The organism is Bacillus sp. FSL P4-0334, from assembly GCF_038004825.1.
GTDB lineage: Bacteria > Bacillota > Bacilli > Bacillales > Bacillaceae > Bacillus > Bacillus velezensis.
Genome location: NZ_JBBORX010000001.1, coordinates 18,478 through 41,315 on the forward strand (window position 1 = coordinate 18,478; position 22,838 = coordinate 41,315).

Here is a 22,838-nt window from a genome sequence, read left to right on the forward strand (position 1 = left end):
ATTATAGACGACTCTTCTATGAATTTCAAGCAGAAAATTCAGTTTGCTCATATTTTCCTGAGACATTTTTCGAACATAAAAAGAAGACCCTCCGGGGGGCCTCTTCGTTTATCGCACGAGCATGATTAAAATGATGCCGAGGATGACACGGTAAATGGCGAACGGGACAAGCTTAATCCGGTTAATAAGCCGAAGAAAAAACTTGACGACTAAGAGGGCGACGACAAAGGCGCAGATAAAGCCGACAAGAAAAAATGGAATCATGTCATAAGAAAGACTGCTCCAGTATTTCACCAGCTTCAAAAGGCTTGCGCCCGCCATAATCGGAATAGCCATAATAAATGTGAAGTCTGCGGCTGCCCGGTGATTCAAGCCGACAATGACACCTCCGGCAATCGTTGAGCCTGAGCGGGAAAATCCGGGCCATAAGGCGAGACACTGGAATAATCCGACACAGAAAGCCTGTTTGTAGGTGATTCTGTCTACCGTATCGATCGTTTCTTTCCTTTTATTGATCCAGTCCGCTATAAGCATAAGCACGGCTCCGGCAATTAATCCGTAAGCGACCGTTCTGACGGAGAATAAATAGCGGTCAATGAAATCCTCAAATAAAAAGCCGAGCACCGCCGCCGGAACAAGACCAACGGCGATTTGCGCGATGGTCAGCCTGTATCCCTTCTGCTGATCGCGCGTGACGTTTTTTTTGAGGCCGAGTAAATGTAATATCCGATCCTTAAACACAATGGCCACCGCCAGAATCGAACCGAGCTGAATCACCACTTTGAAGGAATTGGCGGCTTCCGGATTCATCAGGCTTCCGGATTTCAGCCAGATGTCATCCGCTATGATCATATGTCCCGTGGAAGAAACCGGCGCGTACTCCGTCAGCCCTTCCACGATTCCCAAAACGGCTGCTGTGAACATCTCCCATAGTGTCATCCCATTCTTCCCTTCATTCATCATTTACAAAAGAGAAGCTCTCCTCTGAAGGAAAGCCTGTCTTATAATAAATATCATGTCCGTTCCGATTTTATGACTTCGATCCAGCATCATTTTTTTCTTCTTCATATAGATGCGAACGCATTTTGAACCAATCAAACAGATGGGTCGTGACCACTTTGATGACCGCATACCCCGGGATGGCTAAAATAATGCCGACAACCCCGAACAGCTTTCCGGCGGTTAACAGAACAAAGATGATGGTAATCGGGTGAATGTGAAGATTTTTCCCCATGATCTGCGGCGAAATTAATTTCCCTTCCACGAGCTGGACAACGGTCCATACAATCGCAAGCTTCAGCAGCATAAGGGGCGAAGTGACCAACGCGATAATAATCGCCGGCGTGATGGCAATGGTCGGCCCTAAATACGGAACAACGCTCGTACAAGCGGCAATGACCGCAAGCAGTGACGCATAATCAAGTCCGATAATCAGATAGCCGATAAATAATAAAAACCCGATGCAGAAGCTGACGATGACCTGTCCTCTGATATAGGAGCTTAATCTGTGGTTCATTTCACTAAGCATCGTATACGTTTGTTCTTTCAGACGGGTGGGCACAAACTTTAAGATATAAATCGGCAGTTTTTTGCCGTCTTTCAGCAAATAGAACAGAATAAACGGCACGGTCACAATTGAAATAATCACTTCCGTCAGCGCGCCGATAAAATTCCCGACTCCGGTAAATGTGCTGTTTGCAATTGTCGCCGCCTGCGCCGATACTTTATTAGCAAGATCGGAAATGTTGATATTCATCGTCTTTTGCGCCTGATTTACAAAATCGCTTCCGATCAGGCTTTTCGTCTGATCTTCAACGATATCCACATATTTCGGCAGATTGTCGATCAGGCTCATGATCTGTTCCTTTAAAAACGGAATAATTGAAACGACCGTAATCGTAATCAGCCCTATAATAATGAGGTAAAGGAGCAGGATGGAATAGACTCTTTTCACTCTTATTTTTTCCAATATATCTACGATCGGATTAAGCAGATAATAAACAATTCCTGTCAAAATGACGGGGAGCGCAATCGTTTTGAGCAGGACGATAATAGGTGTGAAAATAAATGATGTCTTCATAAAGACAAGGATATTGAGACCGATGAGCAGCAATACAAGCAAAAACAAGACAAATTTATTGTCTAAGAAAAACTGTTTAAATCTGCCGCCCCATGTTTGCAATGTTTCCACTATTGTTCCTCCATCATATGTATTTTACTTAAATTGTACACTATCGTTCCTGTAATGAAAAATAATAACCGGTCTCTATGGGAATTTTTCCTATCCCTTTAGCTGGCAGCCTTTTTTCCATTTATGTTTCTCAGAAAAAAAGCTATAATGTAAGCCAATACATAGAAGGAGCGATAGCAATGATTCGATTTGCAACAGTCGGAACGAATTGGATTACAGAACGATTTCTGGAGGCGGCTTCTGCTATTGATGATTTTCAATTAACGGCGGTTTATTCCAGAACTGAGGAACGCGCGGCGGAATTCGCCGGCAAACACGGCGCTGCTCATTATTTTACCAGCCTGAAAGAAATGGCGGAAAGCAAAGCCTATGACGCGGTGTATCTCGCCAGCCCGAATGCATTTCACAAAGAGCAGGCGGTCCTTTTTATGGAACACGGCAAGCATGTACTGTGCGAAAAACCGTTTGCGTCTAACGCAAGGGAAACGGATGAAATGATTCACGCAGCCAAAACGAACGGCGTTCTCTTGATGGAAGCCATGAAAACAACGTTCCTGCCGAACTTCAGCATGCTTCAAAACCACTTACATAAAATCGGACCCGTCAGGAGATTCACGGCAAGCTACTGCCAATATTCATCACGATATGATGCATATAAGAACGGTACGGTGCTAAACGCGTTTAAGCCTGAATTATCGAACGGTTCGTTAATGGACATCGGCGTGTACTGCATTTATCCGGCCGTCGTCCTGTTCGGCAAACCGAAAAACGTCATTGCGACCGGTCATAAACTCTCATCCGGCGTTGACGGCGAAGGCACGGTCATTCTGTCATACGACGGATTTGAAGCGGTGCTGATGCATTCGAAAATCTCAAATTCGTTTGCCCCGGCGGAAATTCAGGGTGAAGACGGCACGATCGTTCTGGACAGCATTCACGGACCGGAACGGGCGGAAATCCGCTATCGTGACGGCCGGACGGAAGACATTTCAGTCCCTGATCTGAAACCGTCGATGTACTACGAAACGGCTGAATTCATCAATCTTCTTCGAAACGGACAGCGGGAGTCTTCCGAAAATACTTTTGAACGTTCTTTCATTACGGCAAGCATTATGGAAGAAGCGAGAAAACAAATCGGAATTGTCTTTCCCGCCGATCAAAACTAAAAACATCCGCCCGGATTCGGGCGGATGTTTTTTATTTGGACGCTAACAGGTCAGCAAACGCTTTTGCATACTGCGGAAGGTCGGGCGGGCGGCGGCTTGATACAATGTGTCCGTCAGTTACGACAGCTTCATCCAGCCACTGTGCCCCTGCATTTGTCATGTCGTCTTTGATGCCGGGCGTGCTCGTTACTTTTTTTCCTGCGAGAATTCCGGCAGATATGAGCACCCAGCCCGCATGGCAGATCTGGCCGATCGGCTTTTTCTGCTCGTTCATCGTACGAATGATGTCCAAAACTTCGGGATATCTTCGCAGTTTGTCAGGTGCCCAGCCGCCGGGCACGAGCACGGCATCATACTCCTGAATAATCAGGCTCTTAAAATCGTAATCCGCCGTCGCAGGCACACCGTATTTTCCTTTGTATGAACGGCCCGCTTCTTCTCCTATTAAATGAACGATCGCGCCTTCCTCTCTCAGCCGGTAGACGGGATACCAAAGCTCTAAGTCTTCAAAATCGTCACTGACAAGCGCTATGACTTTTTTGCCTTCTAATCTCATCACTGCCACTCCCTTCTTTTATACTAGTGTATCGCTTTTTTAAAATGAGGAAAAGAAACAGCTCGCTACAGCTGTTCTTCGTCTTCAGACTGAATCGTAAATTTCCGTGTGACCTGCTGCAGTTCTTCAGCCATATGCGCAAGCGTTTCGGCGGATGAACTGATTTCTTCCATGGAGGCCAGCTGCTCTTCAGCTGAGGCGGCGATGTCTTGAATGCCGGCGGACCCTTCTTTGGCGACTGAGGTAATGTCCTCCACCGCGTTTGTCACATTTTGCGACCCGGCTGCAAGCTTCTCAAGCGTTCCGTTCATATGCTGCAAGGCGCCTGAAATCTGAGTCGTCATTTCTGAGATTTTTTTGAAGCTTTCGGCCGTCTGATCCGTAATATCGAGGCCTTCCTTCACATCTTGATTCACCGCTTGGAATACGGAAAGCGATGTGGCGATTTCTTTGACGATTTCCTGAATCAGCGTTTCGATTTCCTTCGCGGAGCCGGCTGATTGTACGGCAAGCTTTCTCACTTCTTCCGCAACGACGGAGAAGCCCCGCCCGTATTCGCCTGCTCTGGCCGCTTCAATGGCAGCGTTTAAGGCAAGCAGATTTGTTTGATCGGCAATGCCGTTAATGACGTTGAGGATGCTCTTAATGTCGTGCGACTTCGTTTCCAGCCCTTTTACGACCGCTTCCGCCTGCTGTACGGAACGATCAATTGTTTTCATCTGGCCGACCGTTTTCGCCACTAATTCTTCTCCGCTTCCGGCGGTTTCAGAGGTTTGGATGGCGGATTCAGTGATTTCCGCCGATACATTCGCCGTCTCGGCAATGCCCGCATTCATTTGGGAAAGGTGATCAGCACTTTCTTCCAATTTCTCGCTTTGTGATTCGTTTCCGTTTGAGAATTGTTCAATCGCCAGTGTAATATGCTCTGTCGCCTTGCTTGTCTGTCCGGCGGATGCCGTCAGCTCTTCGGATGAAGAAGCGACATGTTCGACGGATGACTGGATGACGCCGATGACAGACCGGAGTGACGCCGACATCTCATTGAAGCTTTGGCTGAGCTGCCCGAATTCATTTTTCGACTTGATGTCAATGACTTCCGTTAAATCGCCGTCACTGATTTTAGCTGATGTCGAAACAAGTTTTTTGAGCGGTTTTGCAATCGAGCGAATGATAAAAACGATTAAAATACCGCCGACGATAAGAGAAACCGCCAGGATGATCAGCGCCATTTTCATGACAGGCGAGGCTGCGTCATGGATCTCACTGACAAAAAATGTGCCGGCGATTTTCCAGCCCGTCAGTTTGTTTGTCGTGAAGGCCATTTTCTTCTGCTGTCCTTCAAACATGTATTCAAACGATCCGCTTGATTTGGAAAATACTTCTTCCGTCCACTCTCCGGAGCCTTCCGTTCCCGCTTTTATAGTCGGATGGGCGATGTATTTTTTATCTCCCGTTGTAATGAAGGCAAAACCTTTATGACCGATCTGGACGCGTTGGGAGGCATTCAGCAGGTCGCCCAGATTAATATCAAGCGCCACAACGCCTGATCCGTCTTTTGTCTGCTGGGCAATCGTAACGACCGTCTGTCCGGTTGCAGCGTCTTTATAAGGCTCGGTAAACACTGGCTGTCCGCTTTTTTCAACCGCTTTTGTATACCACTCGCGCGTGAGCGGATTATAATCGGACGGCATGTCAACGGACGGATATTTCACGAACGCTTTGTCGCGAGACGCGGCGTAAATTGACGCGACATCGTCATTTACGGTGACATACTGCTTCATTTTGTCAAGCAGTACCGATTTATTTTTCGTCTCCAGTTTTTCCTTTGTGATTGATTCGCTGTAGTAGTCAATCGCTTTCAGCTTACCCTCAAGCATGTTTTCCAGCACGCTGTTCAGTTCGCTGACATTTCCCTGGGCGCTGTGGGTCAGTTCGCTTTCTAGTGAATTCCCCGCCGTTTGGTAGCTGAAGTAGGCGAGTATGCCGACCGGAAGCACCAATACGGCTAAAAATGCCGCGATCAGCGGCTTGCTGATGGATGGCTGTTTGATCCAATGTATCAGTTGTTTCATTTTTTCAGTCTCCTTCTTTGAAAAGCTAAATCTAATATCGTCAGATAGGACAAAAGATTTATTAAAAAAACTAAAAAAAACACCCAAACAGCACATTTGGGTGTTCTATGACCTATTAATCTATTTTAAATCGTTTCGTCATATCACGTAATTCTTCCGCCATTTGGGATAACGTTTCCGAAGACGAACTGATTTCTTCCATTGAAGCCAGTTGTTCTTCGGCGGAGGCCGCAATATCCTGAATGCTGGCGGAGCTTTCTTTTGCGATGGACGCGATTTGCTCAGAAGCTCCTGAAATCTGCTGAGATCCTGCTGTCAGCTGTTCTACCGTCGCATTCATATTTTGAATTTCTCCGGCGATCTGGTTCGTCATTTCAGAAATCCGTTTGAAGCTCGTTTCGGTCTGATTCGTAATATCCAGTCCGCTTTCCACCTCTTTGTTGACGGATTGGAACATGCCGAGAGATGTATTGATTTCGTTGACGATTTCTATAATTAAGCTTTCGATTTCTTTCGCTGAATCGGCAGACTGGACCGCAAGTTTTCTGACCTCTTCGGCGACGACTGAGAAGCCCCGGCCGTATTCACCCGCACGCGCGGCTTCAATTGCCGCGTTCAGCGCAAGAAGGTTTGTCTGATCAGCGATTCCGTTAATGACACGGAGAATGTTTGTAATGTCTTTTGATTTTGTTTCAAGTCCGCGCACCACTTGTTCAGCTTCTTTCACTGACCGGTCAATGACGTTCATTTGGCCGACCGTCTGGTGGACGAGCTTTCCGCCTGAATTGGCGACTTCCGCTGATGTGGCGGAGGATTCGGTAATGACGGCAGATGCTTTCGCCATATCTTTAAGCCCGCTGTTCATTTGGTAAATATGTTCCGCCGCGCTTTCAATATTTTCACTTTGGCTTTCATTTCCGTTAGAAAATTGTTCGATCGCCAGTGTGATATGTTCGGTTGCCTTGCTTGTCTGCTCCGCTGAAGCCGTCAGCTCCTCTGAGGAAGATGCGACGTTATTCACGGAATCCTGGATGGCATGGATGAGAGACCTGAGCGAAGCGGCCATATTGTTAAAGCTTTTGCCAAGCTCGCCTAATTCATCTTTTGACTGAATCTCGATCGTTTCTGTTAAGTCGCCTTCACTGATCTGTTTCGATGATGTCACAAGCTGCTTGAGCGGTTTTGTGATTGAACGGATAATCAGCACCATGACGATGGTTCCGATCACAATCGCTAATACGAGAACGAGCAGGGACAGATGAAGGATCGGCAGGGCCGCTTCATGAATTTCGTCCAGATACATTGTTCCGGTAATCTTCCAACCTGTCAGCCCGTTTGTATCATAAGCCATTTTCTTTTCCTGGCCGTCGTATTTGTATTGAAAATCACCTTTTTTGCTGGTGAACAGCTGTTCAGCCCACTCCCCGTTTAATACTGTGCCTGACGTGCGGTTCGGGTGGGCGACCACTTTTTTGTCTTTCGTCAGGATAAAAGCGTAGCCGGATTTCCCGATGTTCACTTTCTTTGTCGTTTTCAGAAGCTCATCGATTTTCATATTGATGGCGACGACTCCTGAGCCGTCTTTCGTCTGCTGAACGACCGTCACGACCATCGTATTGGTGGAAGCCGTGCGGTAAGGATCTGTTACAACAACCTTCCCCTTATTTTCCACGGCCTTTTTGTACCAGTCTCTTTCAAGCGGATTATATCCTTTAGGCATCTGCAGATCCGGATACCGTGTGAAATGTCCTTCCGTGTCACTCGTATAAATGGATTCCACGTCTTTATTGATCCTCATGTACTCTGTGAATTTATCGGTAATTTGCGATTGGTTTTTCGGCTTGTACCGATCCTTTGTGAGCCAATCGCTGAAATATGCCGTTCCGTCTTCCTTTTGGCTGATGCTTGTGTTGATCATATCGTTAATCTGCTGCACATTATCTAGTGCGCTTCCCATCATCTGCCTGTCAAGCGTGCTTACCGCCGATTGATAGGCGATAAAAGCCAGCGTTGAAATAGGAAGAATGAGAATGGCCAAAAAAGAAATGAGCAGTTTTCTTGTAAGCGATCTCTGCTTGATGATTTGCACAATTTTTTTCATCTGCTATATCTCCTCTTGCGTGTTTACCCTTCATATCGGCAATTATGGGTAAATATACACATCCAAAAAGAAGAAATATAATGAAACATACTTTTTACCTATCGTAAAATTAGTCTTTTAGACTTAATTAAGAGTTTATCTTAAAACGCTTTGTCAGTTCGCGTAATTCTTCCGCCATTTTTTCCAGCGTGACGGCGGAGGAACTGATTTCCTCCATGGACGCAAGCTGCTCTTCAGCTGAAGCCGCGATGTCCTGAATGCCGGCCGCGCTTTGTCTGGAGACGGCCGCGATATCCTCTGAAGCGTTTGATACTTCCTGAGACCCGGCAGAAAGCTGTTCCACGGTTGCATTCATATTTTGCAGTTCACCGGCAATCTGATTTGTTTTAACGGAAATGTCCCGGAAGCTTTTTTCCGTTTCGTCCGTTAACTGAAGTCCGCTTTTCACCTCGTGATTGACGGATTCCAGCATTCCGAGCGAAGTATGAATTTCTTTGACGATTTCATGAATTAAGGATTCGATTTCTTTCGCTGAATCGGCGGATTGGACGGCAAGCTTTCTCACTTCTTCGGCAACGACTGAAAAACCGCGTCCGTATTCTCCCGCTCTTGCCGCTTCAATGGCTGCATTTAAAGCAAGGAGATTCGTTTGATCGGCAATGCCGTTAATGACGCGCAAAATGCTGGTGATGTCCTGCGATTTGAGTTCGAGCCCTTGTACGACTTGCTCCGCTTTACTTACGGATTGGTCAATGGCGCCCATCTGGCCGGCTGTTTTCTTGACAAGCCGCTCACCGGCGCCGGATATCTCCGCCGATTCAATTGACGTTTCCGTCACCACGGCTGCCGCTTCCGCCAGATCACTGAGCCCGTCTTTCATCTCATTCACTTGGGCTGTCGCTTTATCAATACTCTCACTTTGGTCTTCCGTTCCATTAGAAAACTGTTCAATCGCAAGGGTGATATGTTCCGTTGCTTTGCTCGTCTGCTCAGCCGAAGCCGTCAGCTCCTCTGAGGAAGAAGCGACATGTTCAACAGAGTCCTGAATTCCCTGAATAAGCGAACGGAGTGAATCTGTCATATGATTAAAACTTTTACCGAGCACGCCCAGCTCATCTTGAGAGCTGACATCAATGGTTTCCGTCAGATCTCCGCTGCTGATTTTTTCCGCTGATGCTACGAGACGTTTTAACGGTTTGGTAATTGAGCGGATGACAAAATAAATGAAAATCATCCCTGCGGCAATGGCTATCGCCAATATGATAACGGCCAGAGTCAGAACCGGTCTTGCCGCATCCTTGATTTCTTCCACGGACATGGTTCCGCTGATCTTCCAGCCCGTCGCTTCATTGGTCACGTACGCCATTTTTTTCGCTTTCCCGTTCAGCGTATATTCAAAGTCGCCTTTTTGCCCGCTGAATAATGTATCAACCCATTTTCCCGATACCGCCGCGCCGGCTTTTTCATCACTGTAGGCAACGGCTTTTTTATTTTTGCTGAGGATAAAGGCGTATCCTTCTTTTCCGATGTTCACTTCTTTTGTCATCGTGATGAGATCGTCGATTTTTATATCAATGGCGACGACGCCTGATCCGTCTTGCGCCGCGCGGGCCATGGTGACGACCATCTTTTTGTTTGAGATGGACTCATAAGGGTCTGTGATGATGGTTTGGCCTTTATTCTCCATAGCTTCCTGATACCAGCTTCTTTCAAGCGGATTGAAATCGGCCGGCATATCGGCATGCGGATAACGGGTAAACGTTCCTTCCTTGCTGCTTGAAAATACGGCGGATGCTTTATCATTGCTTTCAATAAACTGTTTGAACCTTTCTTGCATTTCCGTTTGGTTTTTTTCTTTAAATTTAGCGCTTGTCGCCCATTCGCTGAAATATGCTGAGCTTTTTGTAAACATTCCGATCCGGTCATCAATCATATTGTTTAAGATTTGCACATTTCCTTCGGCGCTTTCCATCATTTGCTTTTCAACGGATGAAGCCGCCGAACGGTAGGCGCCGGCAGCCAATACTGCTACCGGAATGATTAAGATCAGTAAAAATGAAATGATCAGTTTTTTGGCTATTGATTTTCTGGCGATTTTTTTTGCTGTTTTTTTCAATTTTGTAAACCTCTTTCAATCATTTACTGTTTATATCGGCTGACTCCCTTTTTATTACATTGAAAATTAAGTCATAAATGAAAAATAGTTCTATGTACTCCCTTTGTATGCAAGACTTTTTATTTAATTATCCGGCTGTCACTATAAAAAAGGACGCCTTCCATCCGGAAAGCGTCCTTTTTTACTAGTTGATTTTAAATTGTTTCGTTAATTCCCGCAGTTCTTCGGCCATTTGCGCCAAAGTATCGGCGGATGTGCTGATTTCTTCCATTGATGCAAGCTGTTCTTCTGCGGATGCGGCAATATCCTGAATGCTTGCTGCGCTTTCCCTAGATACGTCCGCAATATCCGTCACTGCGGCTGAAACGTGCTGGGAGCTGTCTGACAGCTGTTCAACCGTGCCGTTCATCGATTGAAGCTTCTCGGCGATATCGTTTGTCATGCCGAAGATATTCTGGAAGCTTTCTTTCGTGCGGTCCGTCACGGCAAGTCCTGATTGAACTTCTTCATTAACGGATGTGAACATGTGAAGTGATGTATTAATCTCAGCCGTGATTTCCTGAATGAGTTTTTCAATCTCTTTGGCAGAACCGGCGGATTGGACGGCAAGCTTGCGCACTTCTTCGGCTACTACTGAGAAGCCCCGCCCGTATTCACCGGCTCTTGCCGCTTCAATGGCTGCATTTAAAGCAAGCAGGTTTGTCTGATCGGCAATACCGTTGATGACTCTTAAAATATGAGTGATGTCTTTTGATTTGGCTTCAAGGCCTTTTACAACCGCTTCCGCCTGCTGGACCGATTGATTGATGAGATTCATCTGCCCGACGGTTTGCTGCACATATTCTTCCCCGGTGCCGGCAGCTTCCTTCGATTGTTTAGATGCTTCCGTAATGGATGATGATGTGCGGGAAACGGCGGTGAGTCCGTCATTTATATGATTCAGCTTGGCTGAGCTTGAATCGACTTTTTCGCTTTGCTCTTCGTTTCCGTTTGAAAACTGCTCAATGGCCATTGTAATATGTTCCGTCGCTTTGCTTGTCTGCGAAGCTGAAGCGGTCAGCTCTTCCGATGACGCGGCCACGTTGTCGACAGAGTTTTGGATCGCGCTGATCAGTCCGCGCAGAGATTCTCCCATTTCATTAAAGCTCGCGCCGAGTTCGCCCAATTCATCTTTCGAGCGGATATCAATGGTCTCGGTCAAGTCTCCGCCGCTGATTTGTTTAGAAGAGCGGACAAGCCGTTTCAGCGGTGACGTAATGGATCTGACAATCAACAGAATTAAAATTCCCCCGATGATAATGGATGCTGCAAGGACGATCATTCCCATCGTCAGCACCGGTTGTGAGGCGTCTTTAATTTCGTTGAGCTCCATGCTCCCCTCTATTTTCCATCCGGTCAGTTTATTTGTCGTAAACGCCATTTTTTTATTTTGATCATCGAGCTTGTATGAAATAATGCCGCTGTCTTTGCTGTATACCTCATTCAGCCACGGGGTTGAAACTTTGTCGCCCGGTTTGTGGTCTTTATGCGCGACATAGGTTTTATTTTTGGATGTGATAAACACGAATCCTTTTTGCCCGATTTTGATTCCCTGCATCTGCTTCAGCAGCTGGTCAATTGTAATATCCATGGCCACTACGCCTGTTCCGTCCTGCATCTGCTTTGCCACGGTAACGACCATGCTGCCGTCGCTTGCCGCGGTGTAAGGGTCGGTGACAACGAGCGTGCCGCCGGCCTTCACAGCGTCTTTATACCAAGTGCGTGTTCTCGGATCGTAATCGGCCGGAGTATTCTCCTTAGGCGCCTGTGCGTAGCTGCCGTCTTCGGTTCCTCCGTAAACGCGGGCTACGTCCTTATGAATAGACGTGTATTGCCCGAACTTTTCTTCAAGAGCAGACATGTTTTTCTTTGAGAAGGATGACCCTTTTAACGTTTCACTGAAAAATTCAATCGCCTTTGCTTTTGCGCCGATATCATTTGTAATGGTTGTGTTAAAAGATTCGATGTTATTTTTCGCGTTGCCTGAAATCTGATCATCCAGCGAATTGCTCGCCGTATGGTATGAACTGAATTCTAACACGAGAATCGGTATGATTAAGATCACGATAAATGAAATGATTAATTTACGTGAAATCGATGCCTTTGTGCACCAATTGATGAATTTTTTCATATTAAGCTGCTCCCTCAAGTGTGATACCTTATATATCGGCTCAGTCTTCACATTTTGTTAACATTTCCTCCTTTTTTATGTCTTGATTTTCATTGCCCAAGCTTCCTGCATATCTTATAAAAAAAGATAGGGGGCGCGCAGATGATTATCATATCCGGCCAAGTGCTTCGTCCTCAGGACATCGCGAACTGGCAGACGGAAGAAAGCCTTGTTCCGTATATAAATGAACTGCTCAATTCTCCCGTACAATTCGATTACGGGTCGATTGCTGAACTGATGTTCGAGGTGCGGCTGCGCCGCCATATTGTGGAAGCCGCAAGAGAACTGCACGGATCAGGTGTGAAATTTGCAACTTTCGCCAAAACATACGGAAATACGGCTTATTGGAGAGTGACGCCGGAAGGAGCCTTGGAGCTGAAGTACAGAATCCCCGCTTCAAAAGCGATTCGGGACATTATTGAAAACGGGGCGTTTTACGCATTTGAATGCGCTACCGCCATTGTTGTGATTTATTATCTGGCCGTCTTAAAGACAATCGGTGAAGAACGGTTTAACCGGCGTTTCCGGGATATCACTTTGTATGACTGGCACTATGAGCATCTGCCGATCTACACGGAAACCGGCAGCCACTTTTTACGGGGAGATTGTTTATATTTTAAAAACCCTGATTTTAATCCTGCAAAGGCTCAGTGGCGGGGAGAGAATGTCATTGTGATGGGGAATGATCAATATTTCGCCCACGGTCTCGGGATTCTGACCGCTGAACAAATCATCCAGAGATTGAATTCTTTAAGAAAAAAAAATGCCGTGCAGCCGGCTTATCTGCTTAACCAGGCAACAAGGCTTGATGCACCCGCGCTTTATCAGATCATGCATTAAAACAATCCCATCGTCTGTCATTGTGACGATGGGATGCGGAATGCTTTTCTTTTCCGGTAAAAAGCCGTCGTGCCGAGCGCTTGATTTGCAGCCCATTCAAACTTCTCTAAATCATGGCGGGTGACGGCTCTGTCCCGTCGGCTCCATTTAATGGCGCGGACAAAGTAATACCCTTTAATCGGCGCCATGGTGACTTTGGAATGCGGAAAATCTTCAAAGACAAACTCAATAGTCCCTCTTTTTTTGTAGGACATTTGAAGAATCTTCATCATCCATCACCTCACGATTTCTGAATTATGATTCGCACAATCTGTCCAAAACGGTTTTCACGTCTGTCGGCCCTTCAAGTTTCGCGGCGGACTGGCCGGCCCATAAAGACATATACTCCGCGTCTCCTGATTGAGCCGCGTGCCCGCGCATCGGCTTTGTCAGCGTATTATGCAGCGGATAAGGCAGCGTATTTCCCTCGTCAGCCTCATATGTTTTCATGAACTGATTCACGATTCCCCGCGCCTGTTTTCCCGAAAACAGGGTGGTCAGCCGCGTGTCGGCTCCTTTTGATTCGGCAATGGCTTTTTGATATGCCGGTGAGGCGCTGCTTTCTTCACAAAGGAGAAACGGTGTTCCTACTTGAACGCCGTCCGCACCCAAACACCGGGCGGCCTGCACGCCGCGGCGGTCAAAAATGCCGCCTGCCGCAATCACCGGGATATTCAGCGCGTCTTTAGCCTGCGGAATCAGCGCCATAAGGCCGAGAGCCGGTTCTCCTTTAACCGGCAGAAACGACCCGCGATGCCCGCCGGCTTCTATTCCCTGAAGAATAACGGCGTCCATCCCCCGTTCTTCAAAGACCTTCGCTTCCTCCGGCGTTGTCGCCGTGCCGAAAAGGAAACATCCGCTTTTCTTCAGCTTTTCCGCCGTTTCTTCCGGCGGCAGGCCGAAGGTGAATGAACACGCTTTGACTCCGTAACGGATCAGAAGCTCCGCTTTTTCCTCGAAATCATTCCATTCTTCTTTCAGATCAGAGAACGGCTTGGCGTCTTTTGCCCTCGGGATGCGGGCTTTCCATTTTTCAACAAGTTCCGCCTCAGGCATCTGCCTTTCTTCCGGAACGAAAAGATTTACTTGATAGGAGCGGTTCGTCAGCTCTTTCATCTCGATAAGCTGTTTTTCAAGCGCTTGCGGGCTGACGTATCCTGAAGCGAGGCTTCCGAGCGCCCCTTCATTTGATACCGCCGAAGCCAGACGCGGCGTGACCAGCCCGCCGGCCATCGGCGCCTGAATGACGGGCTTTGTTAATGATAATGCACTCATCCACTCACTCATTTGTGTTTTCCTCCGTTTCAGCCTGTATTTTGATATAACAGGTTCTGTTTCGCGGACCGTCAAATTCGCAAAAATAAACGCCCTGCCATGTTCCGAGTATCAGGCGCCCGTCTTCTATGATGACATGCTGGGAGGCGCCGGTTGTACTCGCTTTCATATGTGCCGCCGTATTTCCCTCCATATGCCGGTCCAGTTCGTGCTCCCACGGATATATTTCATCAAACCTTCTGAGCATATCCCTCTTCACATCCGGATCGGCATTTTCATTTATGGTAATGCCGGCGGTTGTATGGGGACAGTATATGAGCGCCAAACCGTTTTTCACGCCTGTTTTGCGGAGAAACGCTTCAGCTTCATGTGTGATATCGATCATTTCATCCCGTCTGTTTGTTTGAATCTGCAATTTTTTCAGTATATAAATGCCTCCTTTCTTTTTCTCTTCCTTTCCCATATTCGTTTCTGTATTTGTCTTTTCCTGTCGGATCGCGATGATAAACGCAGATCACAAAAAACTTCAGCCTCGGGACTGAAGTTTTTCACCATATATATACGCGGGCCTCATAAGGCTTTAAAAGAAAGGATGTCACATGCCGATGCGGTGGTGTTTCCATGCTTGCGAGCACGAGCGTATCGGAGTCAAGCGGATAACCGGGATGCCTGTATAAAGCGGGGGTTCGGGACAGATTTGTGATGATCAGGGCGGTTGTTGTTCCGTTTTTTCTTAGATAGGCATAAATCTGCCGGTCATTCGGAAGCAGCAATTCATATGTGCCGCTGATCAATACGCTGTGTTCTTTTCTGAGGGCGAGCAGCCGTCTGTAGAAATGGTATACGGATGTTTCATCCTGCATTTGTGATGCAGCATTCAGCCATGTGTGGTTCGGATTCACTCCGAGCCACGGAGAAGCATCAGAAAACCCGCCGTTCGCCTCACCGCTCCATTGCATCGGTGTCCGTGAATTATCCCGGCCCTTCTTCCAGATGATCTTCATCACTTTTTCATGCGGAACGCCGCGGGACGTCTCTTTTTCATACAGATATTTCATTGCGGCGTCATCATAATCTTCAATGGATGGAAACGAAACATTGGTCATCCCGAGCTCCTGCCCCTGGTAAATAAACGGCGTGCCTTTCATCAGCATATACATCGCGGCGAGTGCCTTGGCGCTTTCTGTCAAAAACCGTTCGTCACCCCATACCGAGACGGAACGGGGCTGATCGTGGTTCTCCATAAATAACGCGTTCCAGCCCTTTCCTTCAAGACTGTTCTGCCAGCCGGACAAGACGCGCTTAAGCGCCGGAATGGAGATGCTTTGATCATCTTCCGTATCCCAGAGGCCGAGATGTTCAAATTGAAAAATCATTTGAAAGACGCCGTGTTCTTCACCGGCCCAATCAGCCGCCTCCCAAGCCGCCACTCCGTTCGCCTCGCCGACCGTCATGATCGGATAGCGCGAAAATGTTTCCCGTTTCAGCTCTCTTAAGAGATCCAATATGCCTTCCCCATTCATATGATACGGGAAAGACGGGACGTACGGGAGACCGTCCGGATTCGGCATGTCAGGGAGCCCTTCTTTTTTCTTAATGTGAGAAATGGCATCCACCCGGAAGCCGTCTATGCCTTTATCAAGCCACCAGCGGACCATCTCATAAACGGACTGCCTCATCGCTTCGTTTTCCCAATTTAAATCAGGCTGTTTTTTGTCAAACAGGTGCAGGTAATACTGGCCGGTCTCTTGATCATATTCCCACGCTGATCCGCCGAAAATGCTTTCCCAATTGTTCGGCTCTTTGCCGTTTTTTCCGTCTCTCCAGATGTACCAGTCCCGTTTTTCGGAATCTTTCGCTGAGCGTGATTCGATAAACCAAGGGTGCTCATCGCTTGTATGGTTGATGACGAGGTCCATAATCAGCTTCATGCCGAGCGCATGGACATCCGCAAGGAGCCGGTCAAAATCCTCCATCGTCCCGAATTCGCCGGCAATTTGTTTATAATTCCGAATATCGTAGCCGTTGTCCGCGCCCGGCGAGTCAAAAACGGGACAAAGCCAGATCACATCCGCCCCCAACTCTTTTATGTAATGAAGCTTTGCTCTGATGCCGTTCATGTCGCCGATTCCGTCCCCGTTCGAATCCATAAAGCTTCGGGGATAAATTTGATAGACGGCAGCCGTTTTCCACCAATCCGTTTTCATACCGACACTCCTTTCTTTACATTATATGAAGGAGCGGGACGAAGAAGCATTTTTTCCATAAAAAAAGCCTCATTGCAAAAGCAGGAGGCTCAGAAATCAGTTTTTTTAATTTCAACGAAGCGGATATGATGGTCTTCCGCTTCCAGCACCTTAAATTCACACCCTTCGGCATGAAACACATCACCATTTTTCAGCTCCATTTTTTGTGTTAAGAGCCAGCCGGCGATCGTGTCAATGTCTTCATTTTCGATGGCGATATCAAGGAGATCATTCACCTCTTCTATGAGCGCCTTGCCGTCCATCACATAGTGGTGTTCGCCTTTTTTGACGATGTGGGGCATTTCATCCTGGTCATATTCATCACGGATTTCCCCGACGATTTCCTCCAATATGTCTTCGACGGTCACAAGTCCCGCCGTGCCGCCGTATTCGTCAACGAGAATCGCCATATGAATCCGCTCCTTCTGCATGCGGATCAAAAGCTCCTGAACGGGGATGCTTTCAATGACTCTGATGACCGGACGCATAATTTCTTTTAATTCAATGGAGCGGCCGAGAAAATACGCCTTAAATAAATCCTTATTGTTAATAATGCCGAGAATGTGATCTTTGTCTTCCTTAATAACCGGATATCGCGTATACCGTTCGTTGATGATCAAATGTATGGCTTCATCAACTGGCTGTTCAAGCGAGATGGCGGCGATTTCGGTGCGCGGCACCATGATTTCTCTGGCGACCCGGTTATCGAATTCAAATATTTTATTGACGTAACGGAATTCAGATTGATTGATTTGACCTTTTTTATAGCTTTCGGACAAAATCAGCCGCAATTCCTCTTCACTGACCACGACCTCATGTTCTTTCACCGAATGAAAACCGAACAGCTTGACCAAAAATCCGGCTGAACCGTTTAACAGCTTAATAAACGGATACATCACTTTATAAAACAGAATGAGCGGTTTCGCCGTCCACAGACTGACGGCTTCAGCTTTTTGAATGGATATCGTTTTCGGCGCAAGCTCTCCGATGACGACGTGCAGATACGTGACGGCGATAAACGCCGCAATAAACGTGACGACGTGCGTAATGGATGACGGCATTCCGATCAGGCTGAAAACAGGATGAAGAAGCCGCTGAATCGTCGGTTCACCGAGCCAGCCGAGTCCGAGCGCCGTAATCGTAATGCCGAGCTGGCACGCTGATAAATATTCATCGAGATTTGAAATCACCCTGTGCGCCGCGAGCGCCCGGCTGTCTCCGGTTTCAACCAGCTCCGCGATTTTTGAACCGCGGATTTTGACAATCGCAAATTCCGCAGCGACAAAGATGGCCGTTAATCCGATTAACAGCATAATGAGAATCAGTTTTAATATAAGCAAAAAAACCCCTACCGCAAACGGTAAGGGGCCACCTCCTTCGTGTTAATTCTCATCACGACCATTTAAGAAAATCATCACAAAACGAAGCAGCTCGAATAATGAAACGAGCGCCGCAGCCACATACGTCAGCGCGGCGGCGTTCAGCACTTTATTCACGCCGTGTTCTTCACTGTTGCGAATGAATCCTTCCGACACGATAATCCGCTTCGCCCTCGCGCTGGCATTAAACTCGACAGGCAGTGTGACAAGCTGGAAAAAAACAGCGGCCGAAAACAAAATAATGCCGAGTCCGATTAAGTTCAAGCTGCCCAGGAGCATCCCGCCCAAGAAAAGCAGAGGGGCAACCCCGGAGGCAAAATTGACGACCGGAAAAATTTTGTGCCTCAGCACAAGCGCGCCGTATGATTCCTGATGCTGCAAAGCATGTCCGACTTCATGGGAAGCGACGGAAATGGCGGAAATGGAGCGGCCGTAATATACCGGCTCAGATAAACGCACCACCCGCTCCGTCGGGTCGTAATGGTCTGTTAAAGTGCCTCTTACCGGTTCTACCGGCACATCATATAAACCGTTAATATCAAGAATCCGTCTTGCCGTTTCCGCCCCCGTCCGCTGACTGGAAGCTTCTACGTCTGAGTATTTCTGAAAATTGCTTTTCACTTTAAATTGTGCCCAAAACGACAATCCCAATGCAGCAATTGTTAAAAAGATAAACAGCATATTATCCTCTTCCTTTTTCTCTTATATCGTACGATTTGCTTATATATTATTTTAATGATTGTCCGCTTTCCTGTACAGAAATCCGCTTCTTTTTTCTGACAGGAATCAAACCTCCGAGCATGATGAGGATACACCCGGCCAATCCGATGTAAAACGGAAACGTGCCTGCGGTCTCTTTTGCAAAAACAAGCCATGAAAATCCGCCGGACATATGATTGTATCCATTCAAATCGAAAATAAGCAATACGGCCGCCGAAGCGAGCAGCTGCGCTCCGGCCAGCGCCGCCAGCAGTTTTTGAATGACTGTCATTTGACTCACCCTTTTTCGGTCCGCTTTCTTTATCATATGAAAAAATGAGGGTGAATATGTTTTCGGCGATTTTTGAAAGACATCAAACGAACTGGGACATACTGTATAAAAAAAGATACAGGTGTGATCGACATGAAAGTGACAAATGGCGAGAAAGAACAGCTGAGCAATGCGATAGACAGAATGAACGAGGGGCTTGACGCCTTTATCCAGCTCTATAATGAGGCGGAAAACGACGAACCTCTCATACAGTTTGAAGATGAGACGGCCGATTTAATCAGACATGCGCGTAACTCATACGGCCAGCAACAGCTGGACGAAAAACTAAACACCATTATTAAGCAGATTTTATCCATCTCTCTGACGAAAGAAGAGGCGGACGAATGAAATCAAACCGTATTTTTATTTCCTGGCTGAGATGGCCGTTATATGTTCGGATCGGACTGATCATTATCGCTTTGATTTTATTGTTCGGCCAACTCATTTACATGCTTGAGCCGAAGCAATTCACGTCTGTGTTTGAAGGGGTTTGGTGGGCGGTTATTACGGTGGCCACAGTCGGCTACGGCGATTACGTTCCCCAGACACCGCTCGGGCAGATTGCCGGCATGGTGCTTGTATTAAGCGGAGCGAGTTTTGTGACCGCCTATTTCGCCACGCTTTCTTCAGCCGTGTTCAGCAAACAGCACCGCTATGTCGAAGGGAAGGTCGCCTTTAAAGGCAAGGGGCACGTCATTCTTATCGGATGGAATGAGAAGTCGCATATGCTGCTGAAAGAACTGCAGCACATCGCGCCGTCAAAAACTGTCGTCCTGATTGATGATTCATTAAGGGAAGGGCCGCTTATTGAAAACGTCCATTTCATCCGCGGACATGCCGCTGATGACAGTACGCTCAATAAGGCGAATATTACGGAAGCCGATACCGTCATTTTGACAGCAGACCAGCAGAAAAATGAATCCGAAGCTGATATGCTGTCGGTATTAACGCTTCTCGCCATCAAAGGGCTGCATCCGTCCGTTTATTGTATCGTGGAAATTTTAACGGAACGGTATGTCAAAAACGCCGAGCGCGCAGGAGCCAATAAGATTCTGTGCACATCACGCCTGTCGAGCCGGGTGATGTTTGAGCATTACCGGGTCAAGCTGCAGCTTGCCAAACCGCAAACGCTGTCAGATCTGACGCTGGAGAAAAAGGTGCGCATCATTCCCGTCCCCGAGGAATTAAAGGGCTCATCTTATCATGACTGTGCGCTCTATTATCTCAAACGGAATACCACGATCATCGGCATACAAAAAGAAGAGGGGCCGATGCTGACCCCTCCCCTGTCATACCAGGTGCTCGATACTGATCTGTTTTTGGCTCTTTAATGCAGCAGGACGTCTTCCAGCTCTTTCACAAGCGAGATGCCGATATCTGTGTATGAGCGGTCAATTGCCGCATCCCGCCGTTTCGGCTCGGAGAATTGGTTGAATAATGACTCAAAAACACCGCCGCCTGCGTGATCATCCGTTTCCTCCTGATAGACGTGCCTCAGCAAAAAGGGTGTGCCGATTGTAACGGCGGCCCCCCGTTCATCCAGGTGTCCCTTATTTGCTTCAACAGGGATGCGGAGAAATAAATAGCCGTCCTGATCGGAAATTTTGTAATCAAAGAACCCGCGGTCATACTCCCAGCCGCCTCCGATGGTATAACCGATCGGTTTCAGCACCTGTTCCAGTTCGCGGAGTAAAAACGATTGCCCTTCAAGTGAAGATGGAATGCTGATCATGTGCATATGCTCCTTTTTGTCTTTAGCGTCCCCGCTCTGCGGCATCTTCATACGGCGCCCGGGAAGAATCGGGAGCGGCAGACAGACGCTGGAAAGAGGTAACGGCGCATTCAATCAGAACATACGTCACAATTGCGGAGAGAACGGCTTCCGTTGAAATATAGAAAACGGCGGCATAGAGACAGCACTTCGTGATCAGCGACTGCATCCGGCCAATCTTCAGTTTTTGCCGGACCATGTCCGTAAACAAGCCGAGAGGGAAAGCGAAAAACAGGATGGTTTGTAAGAGGGATTCAGGAGACAGTTTTAGTGCCGAATAGACAATAGCGGCGGAACAGACGGAAATGACGGCATGCTTACATAAGAGTCGTATCATTCATCATCACACCTTTCACAGTTTAAAAAAGGCTGACCCGTCATGCTGAGGGCCAGCCCTTCTTTTTATTTTTCAAGGCGTTTTTCAAGCTCTGCTTTTTTCTCTTCAAAGCCCGGTTTGCCGAGAAGCGCGAACATATTCACCTTATAGGCTTCAACACCCGGCTGATCAAACGGGTTGACTCCAAGCAGATAACCGCTCATCGCCACCGCTTTTTCAAAGAAATAGACGAGATATCCAAATGTATATGCATTAAGCTCCGGAATATTGACAATTAAGTTCGGCACTTTTCCGTCTGTATGGGCAAGCATCGTGCCTTCGAACGCTTTTTTGTTGACGAAATCGACCGTTTTGCCGGCTAAGTAATTTAAGCCGTCGAGATCATTTTCCGCTTCTTCAATTGTCAGCTCATGCTTCGGTTTTTCAACGTTTAATACAGTTTCAAACAGATCGCGTCTGCCTTCCTGCACGTATTGACCGAGAGAGTGAAGGTCTGTTGAGAAGTTAGCGGAAGAAGGATAGATGCCTTTTTCATCTTTTCCTTCACTTTCGCCGAAGAGCTGCTTCCACCATTCCGCAAAGTATTGCAGCGCAGGCTCATAGTTGATAAGCATTTCAATGGTTCTGCCTTTAGTATACAGAACGTTGCGGACGACGGCGTATTGGTAAGCCGCGTTCTCTTCTAATTCCGAGCTGGAAAAGTCTTTGCTTGCATCAAGAGCGCCTTTCATCATTTCATCGATATCAGCCCCGCTTACCGCAATCGGCAGAAGACCTACCGCAGTCAGAACGGAGAAACGTCCGCCGACATCATCAGGAATAACGAATGATTCGAAGCCTTCTTCATTAGAAAGCGTTTTTAAAGCGCCGCGCTCTTTATCTGTCGTCGCGTAAATCCGCGCTTTCGCTTCTTCTTTTCCGTATTTTTCTTCAAGAAGTTTGCGGAAAATCCGGAAAGCGATTGCAGGTTCCGTCGTCGTGCCTGATTTAGAAATGACATTGATAGAGAAATCAGCGTCTTCCAAAAGATCCATAACATCTTTCATATAAGTTGAGCTGATATTGTTGCCGATAAAGATAACTTGAGGGTTTTTGCGCTTGTCTTTCGGCAGAACGTTATAGAAAGAATGATTGAGCGCTTCAATCGCCGCTCGGGCGCCTAAGTATGAACCGCCGATACCCACGACGAGAAGCACGTCTGAATCTGATTTGATTTTTTCAGCGCTTTTTTTAATGCGCGCGAATTCTTCTTTATCGTAGTTTTCAGGGAGGTCCACCCATCCTAAAAAGTCGCTTCCGGCGCCTGTTTTTTCATGGATATTATGGTGTGCCGTTTTTACGAAATCACGTGCGTATGTAAGTTCATGTTCATTGAAAAAAGGTAACGCTCTTGAGTAATCAAAGCGTACATGCGTCATTTGCTTGTCCCTCCATCACGGTGAATTGTTTTCTCTTTCACTTTATATGAACTCACCCGCTAAATCAAGTCATGAAGAAGGCATGATGAATA

At 47.2% G+C, this 22,838-nt stretch carries 21 protein-coding genes; 4 read left to right on the forward strand and 17 right to left on the reverse strand.

Translation table 11 applies throughout. From position 1 onward, the window contains the following. Positions 1–108: 108 nt before the first annotated feature. Both NSQ37_RS00115 and NSQ37_RS00120 read right to left on the reverse strand, forming a co-directional pair. A complete protein-coding gene (locus NSQ37_RS00115) occupies positions 109–939 on the reverse strand; it encodes an undecaprenyl-diphosphate phosphatase (RefSeq protein ID WP_007613337.1) in 831 nt (276 codons plus the stop codon). Between the two features lie 91 nt (positions 940–1,030). Beyond that, positions 1,031–2,191 carry an AI-2E family transporter gene (locus NSQ37_RS00120; protein WP_007408629.1) on the reverse strand — a complete coding sequence of 387 codons (1,161 nt, stop codon included), beginning with the start codon at positions 2,189–2,191 and terminating at the stop codon, positions 1,031–1,033. A 179-nt stretch (positions 2,192–2,370) separates the two neighbouring features. Between NSQ37_RS00120 and NSQ37_RS00125 the strand changes: the two genes are divergently transcribed. Beyond that, on the forward strand, positions 2,371–3,357 hold the full coding sequence (locus tag NSQ37_RS00125; protein ID WP_040238957.1) for a Gfo/Idh/MocA family protein: 987 nt from the start codon (positions 2,371–2,373) through the stop codon (positions 3,355–3,357). 31 nt (positions 3,358–3,388) lie between these two features. On the opposite strand, the gene NSQ37_RS00130 is transcribed toward NSQ37_RS00125, so the two are convergent. The 5 genes from NSQ37_RS00130 to tlpB (NSQ37_RS00150) form a co-directional block, all read right to left on the reverse strand. Next, on the reverse strand, positions 3,389–3,913 hold the full coding sequence (locus NSQ37_RS00130; protein ID WP_003152143.1) for a type 1 glutamine amidotransferase domain-containing protein: 525 nt from the start codon (positions 3,911–3,913) through the stop codon (positions 3,389–3,391). A 65-nt stretch (positions 3,914–3,978) separates the two neighbouring features. Then, on the reverse strand, positions 3,979–6,081 hold the full coding sequence (tlpB, locus tag NSQ37_RS00135; protein WP_437339753.1) for a methyl-accepting chemotaxis protein TlpB: 2,103 nt from the start codon (positions 6,079–6,081) through the stop codon (positions 3,979–3,981). 19 nt (positions 6,082–6,100) lie between these two features. Beyond that, positions 6,101–8,086 (reverse strand): methyl-accepting chemotaxis protein TlpB, encoded by a 1,986-nt coding sequence (gene tlpB / locus NSQ37_RS00140; RefSeq protein ID WP_059367948.1) that lies wholly within the window; start codon positions 8,084–8,086, stop codon positions 6,101–6,103. Positions 8,087–8,213: 127 nt separating this feature from the next. Continuing rightward, a complete protein-coding gene (gene tlpB, locus NSQ37_RS00145; RefSeq protein WP_047936064.1) occupies positions 8,214–10,202 on the reverse strand; it encodes a methyl-accepting chemotaxis protein TlpB in 1,989 nt (662 codons plus the stop codon). 184 nt (positions 10,203–10,386) lie between these two features. Continuing rightward, a complete protein-coding gene (tlpB, locus tag NSQ37_RS00150; protein ID WP_061581469.1) occupies positions 10,387–12,372 on the reverse strand; it encodes a methyl-accepting chemotaxis protein TlpB in 1,986 nt (661 codons plus the stop codon). A gap of 141 nt (positions 12,373–12,513) precedes the next feature. On the opposite strand from tlpB (NSQ37_RS00150), the gene NSQ37_RS00155 reads away from it, so the two are divergent. Continuing rightward, complete coding sequence (locus tag NSQ37_RS00155; RefSeq protein WP_007408635.1) at positions 12,514–13,251, forward strand: protein-glutamine gamma-glutamyltransferase; 738 nt, start codon at positions 12,514–12,516, stop codon at positions 13,249–13,251. 17 nt (positions 13,252–13,268) lie between these two features. Here NSQ37_RS00155 and NSQ37_RS00160 read toward each other — a convergent pair whose 3' ends face one another. The 7 genes from NSQ37_RS00160 to NSQ37_RS00190 all read right to left on the reverse strand — a co-directional run bounded on the left by NSQ37_RS00160 (position 13,269) and on the right by NSQ37_RS00190 (position 19,181). Next, entirely contained in the window at positions 13,269–13,520 is a 252-nt protein-coding gene (locus NSQ37_RS00160; protein ID WP_007408636.1) for a hypothetical protein, read from the reverse strand. A gap of 25 nt (positions 13,521–13,545) precedes the next feature. Continuing rightward, on the reverse strand, positions 13,546–14,577 hold the full coding sequence (locus NSQ37_RS00165; RefSeq protein WP_099567043.1) for an NAD(P)H-dependent flavin oxidoreductase: 1,032 nt from the start codon (positions 14,575–14,577) through the stop codon (positions 13,546–13,548). Then, positions 14,570–14,992: a secondary thiamine-phosphate synthase enzyme YjbQ gene (locus NSQ37_RS00170; RefSeq protein WP_076424902.1), complete on the reverse strand. Its 423-nt coding sequence runs from the start codon at positions 14,990–14,992 to the stop codon at positions 14,570–14,572. The genes NSQ37_RS00165 and NSQ37_RS00170 overlap by 8 nt, the downstream gene beginning before the upstream one ends. A gap of 121 nt (positions 14,993–15,113) precedes the next feature. Then, on the reverse strand, positions 15,114–16,772 hold the full coding sequence (locus NSQ37_RS00175; RefSeq protein ID WP_122504164.1) for a glycoside hydrolase family 13 protein: 1,659 nt from the start codon (positions 16,770–16,772) through the stop codon (positions 15,114–15,116). 89 nt (positions 16,773–16,861) lie between these two features. After that, on the reverse strand, positions 16,862–18,151 hold the full coding sequence (locus NSQ37_RS00180; protein ID WP_052827778.1) for a hemolysin family protein: 1,290 nt from the start codon (positions 18,149–18,151) through the stop codon (positions 16,862–16,864). Positions 18,152–18,193: 42 nt separating this feature from the next. Beyond that, positions 18,194–18,871 (reverse strand): zinc metallopeptidase, encoded by a 678-nt coding sequence (locus NSQ37_RS00185; RefSeq protein ID WP_003152125.1) that lies wholly within the window; start codon positions 18,869–18,871, stop codon positions 18,194–18,196. A 46-nt stretch (positions 18,872–18,917) separates the two neighbouring features. Next, on the reverse strand, positions 18,918–19,181 hold the full coding sequence (locus NSQ37_RS00190; RefSeq protein WP_015418085.1) for a hypothetical protein: 264 nt from the start codon (positions 19,179–19,181) through the stop codon (positions 18,918–18,920). 132 nt (positions 19,182–19,313) lie between these two features. Between NSQ37_RS00190 and NSQ37_RS00195 the strand changes: the two genes are divergently transcribed. Both NSQ37_RS00195 and NSQ37_RS00200 read left to right on the forward strand, forming a co-directional pair. Further along, positions 19,314–19,568, forward strand: a complete 255-nt coding sequence (locus NSQ37_RS00195; protein ID WP_341123026.1) for a protein mistic — start codon at positions 19,314–19,316, stop codon at positions 19,566–19,568. Continuing rightward, positions 19,565–20,551: a potassium channel family protein gene (locus NSQ37_RS00200; protein WP_015240465.1), complete on the forward strand. Its 987-nt coding sequence runs from the start codon at positions 19,565–19,567 to the stop codon at positions 20,549–20,551. The genes NSQ37_RS00195 and NSQ37_RS00200 overlap by 4 nt, the downstream gene beginning before the upstream one ends. Here NSQ37_RS00200 and NSQ37_RS00205 read toward each other — a convergent pair. The 3 genes from NSQ37_RS00205 to NSQ37_RS00215 form a co-directional block, all read right to left on the reverse strand. Next, positions 20,548–20,952: a YugN-like family protein gene (locus NSQ37_RS00205; RefSeq protein WP_012118292.1), complete on the reverse strand. Its 405-nt coding sequence runs from the start codon at positions 20,950–20,952 to the stop codon at positions 20,548–20,550. The two genes, NSQ37_RS00200 and NSQ37_RS00205, sit on opposite strands and share 4 nt — an antisense overlap. Positions 20,953–20,974: 22 nt before the next feature. Further along, positions 20,975–21,328 carry a hypothetical protein gene (locus tag NSQ37_RS00210; RefSeq protein ID WP_059367934.1) on the reverse strand — a complete coding sequence of 118 codons (354 nt, stop codon included), beginning with the start codon at positions 21,326–21,328 and terminating at the stop codon, positions 20,975–20,977. A 65-nt stretch (positions 21,329–21,393) separates the two neighbouring features. Then, the gene (locus NSQ37_RS00215) at positions 21,394–22,746 is read right to left on the reverse strand and encodes a glucose-6-phosphate isomerase (RefSeq protein WP_015240467.1); all 1,353 of its coding nucleotides are present in this window, start codon (positions 22,744–22,746) and stop codon (positions 21,394–21,396) included. Between the last annotated feature and the right edge of the window lie 92 nt (positions 22,747–22,838).